Genomic DNA, 12,650 nt, shown 5'->3' on the forward strand with positions numbered 1-12,650 from the left:
GTAGCGCTTCATTGTTTTCTTTAGGAATTTCAATGCCGCCTTCTTGTCCCGTGCCTTCGTCACAAAGCGCTGCAGAACCTCACCTTCGTGGTCGACGGCCCGCCACAGATAGTGCCGCTCGCCATTTATCTTCACGAACATCTCGTCAAGATGCCATTGCAACTGCGGCCCTGAACACAGCCGTTCGGCCCGTTTCTTTCGGATCTCGGAGGCGAATATCGGGCCGAACCGGTTCCACCAAAACCGGACAGATTCATGGCTGATGTCGATGCCGCGCTCGTGCAGCAGGTCTTCGACGTTCCGCAGCGACAAGGGGAAGCGTACGTAGAGCATCACCGCCAGGCGGATGATCTCGCGGCTCGTCTTGAAGTACTTGAACGGGTCGCGTTTTGCCATCTAGGGAAGCTAGTCAGCCCACTGCCCCATCTCAAGCCACGTTCTTCTGACACCGCCTTCTCAGGCATTGGCCGCTCAACGACGCGTTGGCGGCCACATGCGCTCGAAAACACCATCGCGCCGAAGCAGTGCGTGCTGGAGAGCGGCGCCGATATGCATCATAAGCAGCACGACAATTGCGAACGCGGTCAAGTAGTGGATCGTCTTGGCGACATTGGCGATCATTTCGGAGCGAGGCAGCAAAGTGCCGATGCCGAGTGCGTCCAGCCCTTCGATGGGAAAGCCACCCGCCCGGACACGGATATAGCCGGAGATCGGCATGACGAAGAGTGCAACATATAGCAACCGATGAGAAATATCGGCGATTTTTCGCTGCCAGTCTGGCAAATGATCGGGCAACGCGGGGGGCCGTACAAAGAAACGGTAGGCGACCCGCAGAAGCATAAGGACAAGAACGATCACGCCGAAATTCTTGTGAAATAGAAAGAGGGTGTTTTGAAGCGTCCGGGGTAACCCATGTTGGACCATGACGAAGCCTGCGGGTATAAGCAGAAGCACGAAAAGCGCGACGGTCCAGTGCAGCAGGCGCGCGGGTGTGGTGTAGCCTTTAGCTTTGTCTTGCATCTCGGTAATTCCCGTTAATTCGATAGATTTCTGCCGCGAAGTATCGAGCGGCGTCGCGATGCGACTTGATATTGCTGTGGCAAGACCGATCATTGTCGCAATGGCAACACCGTATCAAGAAATCTCTGGAACAGCGGTCAAACGCGCGGCGAGCGGCGACACGCTGCCGCCATGGCGTGGATTGCTGCTTTCGGGGTCGTTGGGGCTCACGATCTGGGCGGGGCTGCATTTCGCGTTTTTCGACACTATCGCGAGAAGTTACTGGCTCGTCGGGCTCGGCCTTTGTATTGCGGCTCTGTCGTTGCTTGCAAGGCAATTGCCCGTGCACTACCCGCATGCCGTCTTAGGTGCGTGTAACGCGGTGACGCTGCTGCGTGGGGCCCTAATGCTGGCTCTCGTCACGCCGCTGATTGCAGGGACAGAGCGGGGTTGGCCCGAATTTGCCGTGGCGGCTGTCGCAGCGGGGCTGGATGGCGTCGATGGATGGCTGGCACGGCGGAGCGGGCTTATCTCGGATTTCGGGGCGCGGTTTGACATGGAGACGGACTCTTGCCTTGCGCTGGTATTGGCATTGCATGCGCTTGCCGACGGGCTAGCCTGGCCGTTTGCGGTGATCCTGGGAGCGTCACGTTTCCTGTTCCTGGCTGCGATGGTTGTTGCACCATGGCTGCGCGGGCCGTTGCCGGAACGGTTCAGTCGCAAGGCCGTCTGCGCGCTGCAGATCGCGGCACTCGTGGCGCTGCAAGCACCACCGCTCGCCGGCGCTTCGGGGCTCGGGCTTTTGGCTGCCACTGGGGCGGCACTTGCGGTGCTAGCGTCTTTCGCGCGCGACATTCATTGGCTCTGGGGACAGCGGGCATGACAGCTGGGAAGCCACCACGGCGCCGCTGGATCGCCGCCTTTGTCGCTGCTTTGCTGTTGCAAGCTCTGCTGGTGCAGCCAGACCATCCGGGCGGCCTGACGCGGGCGATGTTGCTGCAGCCGACGCTTGAGCTTCCGGTGATCCTGCTAGCCCTTCTGGTGCTCGGCACGTCGCGTCTTGGTGTCGTCTTCCGCTTTGCCCTGACAGGCGCAATGACGGCGATCTTCCTGTTGAAAACCGCCGATTTCGGGATGCAGATGGTCCATGGGCGGCCTTTCGACCCGGTCTCCGACGTGCCCCTGCTCAACGCCGCCTTCCGCATGATAGATGGCGCGTTCGGCCGCCTCGCCGCCCTTGGCGCGACAGTCGTTGCTGCTCTGCTGGTCATTGGCGTGGTCGCGGCGGTCTGGTGGGCGACGGGTGTCTGGGCTCGGATCGCGCTGCCAACCGGGGGGCGTTGGCTGGCAGCACTTGGCTGCGGGGTGGCGGCGATCCTTGCAGCGAGCGAGGCGCGGCTGTTGCCCGCGGGATGGAACACCACGGGAATTCCTGGCATCGCAGGCGCCACCCACTACGCGTTCCAGTCTGTTCGCGAAGTGCAGTCAACGCTGGCCGGCCTTCGGGAATTCACCGAGGCCACCGCACGCGATGGACTGGCAGGGCAACCGGTCCTGTTCGACGCAATCGACCGCGACGTGTTGGTTATCTTCATCGAGAGCTATGGCCGGGCCAGCCTCGACACGCCCTTCTACGCCGAACGGCACCGGGCGACGCTGGAAGCAAAAACGAAACGGCTGGAAGCGCTTGGGCTCGCGATTCGATCTGCCTATCTCTCCGCGCCAACGCGGGGTGGGCAGAGCTGGCTCTCGCATGCAACCTTCGCCAACGGTCTTTGGGTCAATGACCAGTCCCGCTACCGAGCGCTGCTGGCATCCGAGCGACAATCGCTCTTTCACATCGCGAGACGGAACGGCTTACGTACCGCCGTGGTAGCCCCAGCGATTACCATGCCATGGCCGGAAGCGGCGGAAATGGGTTTCGACACCGTGCTGGCGGCGAAGGATCTTGGCTACAATGGCAAGCCCTTCAACTGGGTTACCATGCCGGACCAGTTTACCCTGGCTGCACTGGACCGACTGCTGCGCCATGACCAGCAAGCGCCACCGCTTTTCGCGGAAGTACCGCTCGTCTCGTCGCATGCGCCCTGGGTACCTGTGCCGGACCTGCTGGACTGGGAGGAACTCGGCGACGGGAGGATTTTCGACGAGATGGCGACATCGGGCGACCCGCCCCGCGTTGTCTGGAGCGACCCGGAACGGGTCCAGGTGCAGTATCGCAAGGCGGTGGATTATTCCCTCAGAACCGTCTTCGACTACGCCGCGCTACACGCGGATGACCCGCCGCTGATGATCGTGCTGGGCGATCACCAGACATCCGGAACGATCGCGCAGGACGAACGGCCGGACGTGCCGATTCATGTAATCGGGCCGCCCGCCCTGGTGACACGAATCGACGACTGGGGCTGGCGCAGCGGGCTCGTGCCGGCGCCGGAGCCCGTCGTGCCGATGGACCGGATGCGGGACATGATCCTGCGCGCTTTCACCACCGCGCCACTCCCCGGAACGGAGGGCTGAGCCTGATGCGCAAACGCGTTCTCTGGATCTGGATCGGTCAACTCGTCGTCGCGATTGTGCTGATGACGCTGCTTTGGAGCCAACTTGACGGCGCGGCCGCCGGGCGCGACCTCGCCGGGGCAAGACCGGGCTGGCTGTTCGCGGCACTTGCCGCGCTGACCTTGCAGACGTTTCTTTCCGCGTTGCGTTGGCGCTTCACGGCCGCTCGGCTTGGACAATCGCTGCCACTCGGCCGGGTTCTTCGGGAATATTACCTGTCTCAATTCGCCAATCAGGTCCTCCCGGGCGGCATGCTTGGCGATGCGGGTCGGGCTTATCGCGCGCGCAACGACGGAGGGCTGGTCATCTCCGGGCAAGCGGTGATTTTCGAGCGCTTCGCCGGACAGGTCATGCTTTTCGTTGTGATGCTCGCGGGATTGGCGCTGGCTGCTTTCTCGTCGGGCGGCGCGCTTCCGCCCGACACGGCGCGCACCCTGGCAGGGCCGGCCTCCGCCGTCGCTGCGGCGGGTATCGTTCTGCTGTGGTTGGCGCCTCGCCTGCCGGGACGGGTCGGACGCGCGTTCCGCAATGTTCGCGGCGCACTATCCCTCGCCTTTCTCGGCCGCCGCGTCTTCGCCTTGCAGGTGGTTCTGAGTCTCGGCGCAACAGTCTGCAACCTCACCGCTTTTGCTTTCTGCACCCGGGCCACCGGTACGGTGCTGGCGCCGGTGCACGTTCTGGCGTTGGTTCCGCTCATCCTTTACGCGATGGTTGTTCCACTCTCGATCAGCGGCTGGGGCCTGCGAGAGGGCGCGGCGGCGGCGCTCTTCCCGCTTGCCGGCGCCACGGCGGCGGCGGGGCTCGCCGCCAGTACCGTCTTCGGGCTGGTCTTCCTCGCCAGCACGCTTCCCGGGCTGGTCGTTCTCATGAGCTGTCTTTTCCTGGCAAGGGTGCGCCGCTCCAGCAGCTCGCCGTCGCCTTCTCGCTTGCCGAACCGGAATCGCCCACTAAGCTGAAGACGTGAAGTTTTAAATTGAGGATCTCATGGCATATTTCAAGCCGAGTCGCCGTACCGTTCTCGCGGCTGGAACCGCCAGCGCGGCAAGCGCCGTCCTAGGCCTCTCCGCACCGCGTGCCTGGGCCACCACGCCCGTCAGCCTGCAACTGTCCTGGCTCCATTCCGTTCAATTTGCCGGTAGCTACATTGCGCGCGCGCGCGGTTGGTGGGATGAGGACGGGCTCGATGTCTCGCTGTTACAGGGCGGGCCCAATGCACCGGTGGAACCACCCGTGGTCTCGGGCAGCGCGCTTGTTGGCATCTCGGCGGCCGACTACACCGCCGCCGCCGTCGAACAAGGCGCGCCCTTCCGCATCCTCGGTGTGGCAATGCAGAAAAACCCTTTCGTGATTGCTTCGCTTCTTGCGAACCCGGTCAGGGAGCCGGCGGACCTTTCTGGCAAGAAGATCGGCATGGCTCTGGCGAACATGCCGGTTCTGCAGGCGCTCTGCACGCTCAACGGCGTGGACGTGGAGGCTATCGAAGTTGTTCCCACGCAGTACTCCGCTCAGCCTCTATTGGCCGGCGAGGTCGATTGCCTGCTCTGCTGGGAAACCGACTTGCCAGTGGCGATGGCTATGGAAGGTATCGAAAGCGTGACCATGCTGATGGCCGATTACGGCTACGCGGTCCATTCACAGACCTATATCGCCACCGAGGAGAGCCTGACCGAGCGCCGGGACCAGTTGGTCGCGCTGATGTCGGGTGAGGTGCGCGGTTGGGAGGCTTATCGCGCCGATACCGATGCCGCCGCCGCGCTGACGCTGGAGGCCTATCCCGATGCAGGGCTCGACCTGGAGACACAGAAGCTGCAGGCCGCGCGGCAGGTGCCGCTAATGTTCTCGGAATTGACCGATGAACATGGCTTCGGCTGGTGGACGGACCAGACGGTGGAGGCGAATATCGAGACGCTCGCGCTGCTTGGTCGCAAGGTTTCGCCCGCGCTCTGGGACCGCTCCATCCTCGAAGAAGTCCATGGTGGCTAATACTGACAACGATGCGTCTCCGGACATCCAGTGCCGTAGCTTGACGAAGGCATTCCCCGGCAACGTGGAGGTTCTGCGGCCGCTCGATCTGGAGATTGCAGGTGGTGAAACGACGGCGTTAGTCGGTCCGTCGGGTTGCGGAAAATCCACGCTTCTCAGGCTGATAGCGGGACTGGAGACGCCAAGCGCGGGAGAAGTTCTGATCGGCGGTGTGTCGCCAGCGGAGATGCTGCGCGATGCCGGTCTGGCGGTGGCATTCCAGGATCCGTCGCTGCTGCCGTGGCGCTCGGTGCGCGGCAATATAGAGCTTGCGCTGAAGCTGGCGCGGCGCCCGGCGGACCCACGAGCGGTCGAGGACTTGATCCGCCTAGTGGGGCTGGAAGGGTTCGCCGACACCCGACCCGGGGCGCTGTCAGGCGGCATGCGGCAACGGGCGGCGATTGCGCGTTCGATGGTGACTAGGCCTCGACTTCTATTACTTGATGAGCCGTTTGGGGCGGTGGACGAACTGACGCGACGCCAGCTTGCCGATGATCTTCCGCCGCTTTGGGAGAAGCGGCAGACAACGACGCTGCTCGTTACCCATTCCATTGGCGAGGCGGTGCTACTGTCGGACCGCGTGCTGGTGCTGACGCCGCGACCTGCGGAAATTATCGCCGATATCCGGATCGAACTCGAACGGCCCCGTGCGCCGGCCGTGACAGGAAGCACGGAGTTCCGTCGCTTGGTGGAGGCCGTTTCTGAAGCGCTGGCTGAGGGCGTCCGCGCCACGAAACCGCCTTTGGCAGCACAATGATCGCGCTTGCGGATCCATTGCCGGAACGCGTGAGCCGAGGAGCATCTGGCATTGTTGGAACAATCGTTATTCTGTTGGCTTGGGAACTTGCCGCGCGCGCGCTTGCCGGGGCCTATATCCTCGCGGCTCCCAGCGACGTTGTAGTGCATATATTGCAAAATTCCGGTCTCATCTGGCGGGCACTGCGGGAGACCCTAGGCAATGCGACCCTGGGCTATGTACTGGGTAACCTGGCGGCGATCGGACTGGCGGGAGCGGCGCTCGCCTGGCCACGCGCGGAGCCGGTTGTCGCCGGGTTGGCGCTGCTGGTTTTCTGCCTGCCGCTCGTTGCGACCGGGCCGATCTTGCGGGTACTCTACGGTCCCGGGCCGGGGCCGCAGATCACGCTGGCCGCGCTCGCCGTCTATTACACGACATTCGTGCCGCTGCTTGTCGGGCTGCGTGCCGCGCCAGCGAGTTGGCTCGAACTGCTGCGCAGCTATGGACGGGGGCGTCTGGCCGAGTTGGTGCATATCCGCGCCCGCGCCTCCCTGCCATACCTATTCGCCGGGTTGCAGATCGCGGCGCCTGCGGCTTTCCTCGGGGCCATGGTTGGCGAGTTCACGGGCGCCGAGCGGGGATTGGGGCTGTTGGCAATCCGCGCGATCCGTACCCTCGATATTGCCGGGATCTGGGCGTTGGCCAGCATTTCCGCGGCGGTCTCGATTTTGATCTATACCGCGGTGGGATGGTTGTCTCGCGCTGTACTGCGGGATCCGCCGCCGCTGATCCTCGCCCCGCCCGCCCTCCCTCGCACGGGCCACGCGCAAGGGCTGGCGGCAACTGTCATGCGAACGGCTTTCGTCCTTGCGATGGCGCTGCTTCTCTGGTGGGGCGCGATGACGACATTCGATCTGAACCCGTTTTTCGCCAAGCGGCCTGACGACGTCTGGGTGGCGCTCTTCACTGCGCCTGATGCTACGGAAACCCGCGAAAAACTTGCCGGGGCGCTTGGCGAGACCGTGGTCTTCCTGCTGCCGGGATTTGTCGGAGGGCTGGCACTCGGGGCGGGGCTGGCGATCCTGCTCACTCTCGCGCCAGCCTTGACCCCGTCGGCAACGCTCATCGCCGTTGCACTGCGCTCGGTGCCGATCCTCACCACCGCACCGCTGATCGTGCTGCTGCTGGGGCGCGGCGCGGCAGGGACGATCACGCTGGTCGCGGTGATGGTCTTCTTCCCGACCTTCGTCGCTTGCCTGCACGGGCTGCGGCAGGCGCCCGGACAGATTCTCGACGTCTTCTCCACCTATGCCGCAGGCCCTTTCGCCCGGCTCTGGCACGTGCAGGTGCCAGTCATGCTGCCTGCCTTCTTCGCCGCTGCGCGGATGAGCGTGCCGGCCTCCGTCCTCGCGGTTACGGTCGTCGAATGGCTCGCCACGGGCCGAGGAATCGGCAGCCTGATGGCGCTGTCGGCTTCGCTGTCGGACTACGACATGCTTTGGAGTTCGGTCGTTATCGTCTCGGTGTTATCGGCGCTTGGATATGCCGGGATCGGCTGGGTGGAACGCCGCGTACTGACCGTTTTCGCTTCCGAGCAGGTGGCACGATGACTGCGCCCGCCGCCTTCGCTATCCCGGGCGACATCACCACCCTCACCGGAGGCTATCTCTACGAGCGCCACCTGCTGGAGCATCTGCGCGCTGCAGGCCACGACATGCAACATATCGTTCTGGCAGAGAGCTTTCCCGATCCCTCTGCGCGGGAGATGGAGGAAGCCGTTACAGCGCTGGCCGCACTGCCGTCGGACCAACCACTGATTCTGGACGGGCTGGTCTTCGGCGCCATCGACACAGCCGGACTGGCGCAGGTCTCTGCCCCCGTCATCGCCATGATCCACCACCCTTTGGCGCTTGAAAGTGGACTGTCGGAGGCACGGCGCGAGCATCTCTACCGCACCGAGCGAGACAACCTGAGACTCGCCGCCCACGTCCTCGTGCCGAGCCCGCATACGCAGTCTATCCTCGTCGATCGATACGAGGTGGACCCGGACCGCATCACTGTTCTGCGGCCCGGTGTTGCGCCTGCCGTGGGCCGGTCGGAGCCAATCGACCCCCCGCTGATCCTCTCGGTCGGAATCCTGCACCCGCGCAAAGGTCATGACGTTCTGATCGAGGCGCTGGCAAGCCTGCGAGATTTCGACTGGACCGCCGTGATCGTCGGCAGCGCTTGGGACCCCGAACATGCCGAGGTGCTCGCGCAGCAGTTAGCCAAGCTGGATTTCGGGGGCCGTATACGCCTTGCCGGCCGGGTAACGTTGGAGGAGTTGCAACGCCTGTACCGTGCGGCGTCAGTCTTTGCGCTGGCGACCCGTTATGAAGGTTACGGCATCGTCTTTGACGAGGCCATGAGCTATGGCTTGCCGGCCATCTCCTGCGATACGGGGGCGGTGCGGGAGACGCTGCCTGCATCGGCTTCACTGCTGGTTCCGCCTGATAATGCGATGGCATTCGCGGACGCGCTGCAACGCATACTCGAAGACAAGGAGCTTCGGACGCGGCTTGCCGCAGCGGCCCTGCAGGCCGGGAAAGCGCAACCGGGCTGGCCACAGCAGACAGAGATCGCCAGCAAATTGATCAACCAACTCGCCCCGCAGGCTGGAAACGGCTTCTAGCAGCCCAGCAGCGGGCGACATCCCGCCAAGCCCCCTTACGGACACCGTTCGACCAATTGACTTCGTTTCCAACTGCCTCAGGATTAATGGAAAGTTTCGGGGGAATTCGAAAGTGATTTCTGAGACCAAGGTGTTCTGCGATGTCGCGCCAAGGATGCGACCGACCCGCCGGCAGGCGCTCTGCACGGTTGCGGCGGCCGCGTTGATGGCCGCAGGACGGCCAATCGGCGCCCAAGAGGCCGCTTTGGCTCTGACGCCCGCGGAGCCGGCGCCTTTCAGTTTCGACAGGCTGAGCGAAAGGATGCGTACGGCCAGCGCCGCCCCTTACCAACCGCCGCTCAAAATCGATGGGCCGCTGTCCAAGCTCGACTACGACGATTTCCGCAGTATCAGGTTTCGCCCGGATCACGCCCGCTGGGCAGATGAAGGGACGCCCTTCACGCTACAGGCCTTTCACATCGGCTGGCTTTTCGAGCACCCGGTGAGGATTCATGAACTGATCGGGGGCGAGACGCGCGCGCTCTACTTCACCCCGGCCGATTTCACCTATGACCACGGGCTGGAGGAGCGGATACCCGAGGATTTCACCATGCCGGGCGTGGCGGGTTTCCGAATACACACCCCCCTCAATCGACCGGATGTCTATGACGAACTGGTGGTCTTCCTCGGCGCAAGCTATTTCCGCGCGCTCGGACGGGACTCGCTCTACGGCCTCAGTGCCCGCGGTCTGGCGATCAATACCGGGATAAGCGGGCCGGAGGAGTTTCCGGGATTTACGGAGTTCTGGATCGAGCGGCCGCGCCCGGGTGACGAGAGCCTTGTCTTGTATGCCGCGCTCGAAAGCCCTTCGGTGACCGGTGCCTACCGCTTCGAGCTATTTCCCGGCGAGACGACGCGGGTCGATGTCACCTCTCGGCTGTTCTTCCGCGCGGCGGTGGAACAGGTCGGCATAGCGCCTCTGACCTCGATGTTTCTTTTTGGGCCTAACGACGCCGGGGCGTTCGACGATTACCGTCGGCGCGTGCATGACAGTGAGATGCTGGTACTGGAGACCGGCGGACAACACTACGTCCGGCCGCTGAACAACCCGCCTCGGCTGGCCAATTCCTATCTCGGCGCGGAGTCGCCAACGTCCTTTGGGCTGGTCCAGAGAAACCGTGACTTCCGGGACTACCTCGATGCAGGCGCACGTTACGAGCGCCGCCCGTCGCTGATCGTGGAGCCGCTGGGCGAATGGGGCAAAGGCACTGTCCGGCTGGTGGAGATCCCCTCGGACCTCGAGGCCAATGACAATATCGTGGCTTTCTGGGTGCCCGGGGAGCCTGTCGCCGCGGGCGACGAATTGGACCTGTCCTACCGGTTGCATTGGGGGTTGGATCCGCCCGGCGCTGCGCCCGAGAAAGGCCACGTCGTCCGCACGCTTTCCGGTCATGGCGGCGTGGCCGGGCTGGAACCGCGGACAGACCGGCGGAAGTTCGCGATCGATTTCGAGGGCGTATCGCTGGCGGAACATTTCGAGGAAGAACGCGTTGAACCTCGTGTGATCGCAAGCGGTGCAGAGGTGATCGACCCGGTGCTGTTCCGGATCGATGGGACCGACAGTTGGCGTCTGGTGTTCGAAATCGAGGCCTCGCCGGACAAATTGGTCGAGTTGTTGGCAGCCATTGTTGTTGATGACCGGACTGTAACAGAGAACTGGCTCTATCAATGGATTGGCGGGGATTAAAGACCATGTCGGAACATCCCGAAACCATTGAGAAAGATTTGGCGAGAGTGGACCTCTGGGTGCCGCCCGAAGCGCCACTCGAAATGCCGGAGCAGGTGCTGATACGCGAGGAGCGTCTCGCCCTGGGAGCGCGCCTGCTATCCCTGTTATTCCCCTCAAATGCGTGATGTCGGTCTCATCACCGCGCGCCGTCGGGCGCCCGGCTCGCTCCGCGTCGCCTGCCTCGGGCTGGCGGCGCTGTGCGGATTGCTGGCAACTGTGGCACTGGCGCAAATCTCTGCGCGCAATGGCGTGTCGATCTGGGACATAGTGCGCTGCGCAATCTTTTTCGTCACGACGATCTGGCTGGCTTGGGGCGCGGTGCAAGCGATGCTCGGCCTATCAGGGCGAGACGACCGCGCTCCCTTGCCCGAACTGGCACAACCTCAACCGCCCACCGTTCTGTTACTGCCGATCTGCCATGAGGATCCGGTCGCCGTCTTCGCCCGGGTCGCGGCAATGGATCGCTCGATACGGTCCGCGGGGCTGGAAATCGACATCGCGGTGTTGTCGGACAGTCAGACAGAAGCAGCACGCGACCGCGAACGGGCCATATTCGCGATGCTGCTGGCGGAAACCGGTGGGACGGGGCGGATTTTCTACCGGAACCGGTCGGACAATCGCGGTCGCAAGGCGGGCAATATCGAGTCCTTTATCCGCCGCTCCGGCGGGGCCTACGATCTGGCGATCGTTCTAGATGCCGACAGCCTCATGGAGGGCGAGACCATGCGTGGCATGATTGCGCGAATGCAGGCAGAACCGGATCTCGGCCTCCTGCAAACGCTGCCGCGTATCATCGGCGCGCGCTCGTTATTCGGGCGGGCAATCCAGTTCTCGTCGGCATTCCACGCACCCTTCTTCACCCGCGGGCTGATACGGTTGCAGGGCGGCACCGGGACCTACTGGGGACATAACGCAATCTTCCGAATACGCGCCTTCGCGGCCTGCTGCGGGCTGCCAGAATTACCAGGTAAGCCGCCGCTCGGCGGGACGATCCTGAGCCACGACTATGTCGAAGCGGCGCTGCTGGCCCGTGGAGGCTGGAGGGTCGAGATCGACGAGCGCTTTGGTGGCAGTTTCGAGGAGGGGCCGGAAAACCTGCTCACCTATGCGCGCCGCGACCGCCGCTGGTGCCAAGGCAACCTTCAGCACACAAGACTGATCACGGCGCCGGGCCTTCGCGGTTGGAGCCGGTTCCAGTTTCTTCAGGGCGCGCTCACATACCTCGTCTCGCCGCTCTGGGCGCTGTTCCTGCTGGTCTCGGTTCTTGCAACGGTGACAACGCCCTTGCCGGATTACTTCCCCGAACCGCAAGGGCTCTTTCCGGTCTTTCCCGACGATCCTACGGGCGGGTTGATCGCATTGGCTCTCGGCATCTGCTGTCTGCTTCTGTTGCCCAAGATCGCGATCTGGGCCGGGGTCGTCCGAACCGGACGCGTACAGAGTTTCGGCGGCGCTGCGCTCTCCTCGCTCTCTGTCATAGCCGAGGTTCTGCTCAGTTCGTTGCTGGCGCCGTTGATGATGGCCTACCAGACACATGCTGTTGCCAAGGTGCTGTTGGGACATGACGGGGGCTGGCCGGCAGGCCAGCGCGGCGAAGGAAGCCTCGGGCTTGCCGAAAGCTGGCGCGCTAGTCGTGGAATCGCGCTGACTGGCACCGCACTTCTGGCCGCGGGATTGCATTTTTCGCCGACACTCATTATCTGGCTGCTGCCTGTCGGTTTGCCGCTTGTCGCTGCTCCACTGGTTGTTGCCGTTACGTCTCGACCAGTTTCAACGGCAGTGTTCCTTGTTTCTGATGATATACGCTCTTCACCAGTGGTATCAGATTTTCGTGCAACATTTCGGTACTGGGTGCTGCCATGTGTGGACGGCTCCGTTGGCGCAAGGGATGATTTGAG

General features: G+C 63.4%; 12 protein-coding genes. 10 read left to right on the forward strand and 2 right to left on the reverse strand.

Annotated features, from left to right (window positions below; translation table 11 throughout):
* A partial coding sequence (locus AX756_RS23745; protein ID WP_156461661.1) for an IS6 family transposase occupies positions 1-396 on the reverse strand: 396 nt, incomplete at its 3' end.
* 75 nt (positions 397-471) lie between these two features.
* Positions 472-1,113 (reverse strand): cytochrome b, encoded by a 642-nt coding sequence (locus AX756_RS23750; protein WP_321186394.1) that lies wholly within the window; start codon positions 1,111-1,113, stop codon positions 472-474.
* A gap of 7 nt (positions 1,114-1,120) precedes the next feature.
* On the opposite strand from AX756_RS23750, the gene AX756_RS23755 reads away from it, so the two are divergent.
* The 10 genes from AX756_RS23755 to mdoH form a co-directional block, all read left to right on the forward strand.
* Positions 1,121-1,882, forward strand: a complete 762-nt coding sequence (locus tag AX756_RS23755; RefSeq protein ID WP_068318117.1) for a CDP-alcohol phosphatidyltransferase family protein — start codon at positions 1,121-1,123, stop codon at positions 1,880-1,882.
* Positions 1,879-3,516 carry a sulfatase-like hydrolase/transferase gene (locus AX756_RS23760; protein ID WP_068318119.1) on the forward strand — a complete coding sequence of 546 codons (1,638 nt, stop codon included), beginning with the start codon at positions 1,879-1,881 and terminating at the stop codon, positions 3,514-3,516. Before AX756_RS23755 ends, AX756_RS23760 begins: the two co-directional genes overlap by 4 nt.
* Before the next feature lie 5 nt (positions 3,517-3,521).
* Positions 3,522-4,511: a lysylphosphatidylglycerol synthase transmembrane domain-containing protein gene (locus AX756_RS23765; protein WP_082739340.1), complete on the forward strand. Its 990-nt coding sequence runs from the start codon at positions 3,522-3,524 to the stop codon at positions 4,509-4,511.
* 28 nt (positions 4,512-4,539) lie between these two features.
* Entirely contained in the window at positions 4,540-5,538 is a 999-nt protein-coding gene (locus AX756_RS23770) for an ABC transporter substrate-binding protein (protein WP_068318122.1), read from the forward strand.
* Positions 5,528-6,334, forward strand: coding sequence for an ABC transporter ATP-binding protein (locus AX756_RS23775; protein ID WP_068318124.1), 807 nt, complete (start codon positions 5,528-5,530; stop codon positions 6,332-6,334). Before AX756_RS23770 ends, AX756_RS23775 begins: the two co-directional genes overlap by 11 nt.
* Positions 6,331-7,923, forward strand: coding sequence for an ABC transporter permease (locus tag AX756_RS23780; protein ID WP_068318126.1), 1,593 nt, complete (start codon positions 6,331-6,333; stop codon positions 7,921-7,923). The genes AX756_RS23775 and AX756_RS23780 overlap by 4 nt, the downstream gene beginning before the upstream one ends.
* Positions 7,920-8,984: a glycosyltransferase family 4 protein gene (locus AX756_RS23785; RefSeq protein ID WP_068318129.1), complete on the forward strand. Its 1,065-nt coding sequence runs from the start codon at positions 7,920-7,922 to the stop codon at positions 8,982-8,984. Before AX756_RS23780 ends, AX756_RS23785 begins: the two co-directional genes overlap by 4 nt.
* 154 nt (positions 8,985-9,138) lie before the next feature.
* Positions 9,139-10,710 carry an OpgD/OpgG family glucan biosynthesis protein gene (locus tag AX756_RS23790; RefSeq protein WP_068318137.1) on the forward strand — a complete coding sequence of 524 codons (1,572 nt, stop codon included), beginning with the start codon at positions 9,139-9,141 and terminating at the stop codon, positions 10,708-10,710.
* A gap of 5 nt (positions 10,711-10,715) precedes the next feature.
* Complete coding sequence (locus AX756_RS25900; RefSeq protein ID WP_156461662.1) at positions 10,716-10,877, forward strand: hypothetical protein; 162 nt, start codon at positions 10,716-10,718, stop codon at positions 10,875-10,877.
* On the forward strand, positions 10,870-12,650 hold a 1,781-nt coding region (mdoH, locus tag AX756_RS23795), incomplete at its 3' end, for a glucans biosynthesis glucosyltransferase MdoH (RefSeq protein ID WP_068318133.1). The genes AX756_RS25900 and mdoH, both read left to right, overlap by 8 nt.

The organism is Aliiruegeria sabulilitoris, assembly GCF_001558155.1.
Lineage (GTDB): Bacteria > Pseudomonadota > Alphaproteobacteria > Rhodobacterales > Rhodobacteraceae > Tropicimonas > Tropicimonas sabulilitoris.

Excerpts from the sequence above, each read along its gene's own strand:
- AX756_RS23750 (WP_321186394.1), bottom strand. The coding sequence starts at position 1,113 with ATGATCGGTCTTGCCACAGCAATATCAAGTCGCATCGCGACGCCGCTC.
- AX756_RS23755 (WP_068318117.1), top strand. The coding sequence starts at position 1,121 with ATGGCAACACCGTATCAAGAAATCTCTGGAACAGCGGTCAAACGCGCG.
- AX756_RS23760 (WP_068318119.1), top strand. The coding sequence starts at position 1,879 with ATGACAGCTGGGAAGCCACCACGGCGCCGCTGGATCGCCGCCTTTGTC.
- AX756_RS23765 (WP_082739340.1), top strand. The coding sequence starts at position 3,522 with ATGCGCAAACGCGTTCTCTGGATCTGGATCGGTCAACTCGTCGTCGCG.
- AX756_RS23770 (WP_068318122.1), top strand. The coding sequence starts at position 4,540 with ATGGCATATTTCAAGCCGAGTCGCCGTACCGTTCTCGCGGCTGGAACC.
- AX756_RS23775 (WP_068318124.1), top strand. The coding sequence starts at position 5,528 with ATGGTGGCTAATACTGACAACGATGCGTCTCCGGACATCCAGTGCCGT.
- AX756_RS23780 (WP_068318126.1), top strand. The coding sequence starts at position 6,331 with ATGATCGCGCTTGCGGATCCATTGCCGGAACGCGTGAGCCGAGGAGCA.
- AX756_RS23785 (WP_068318129.1), top strand. The coding sequence starts at position 7,920 with ATGACTGCGCCCGCCGCCTTCGCTATCCCGGGCGACATCACCACCCTC.
- AX756_RS23790 (WP_068318137.1), top strand. The coding sequence starts at position 9,139 with ATGCGACCGACCCGCCGGCAGGCGCTCTGCACGGTTGCGGCGGCCGCG.
- AX756_RS25900 (WP_156461662.1), top strand. The coding sequence starts at position 10,716 with ATGTCGGAACATCCCGAAACCATTGAGAAAGATTTGGCGAGAGTGGAC.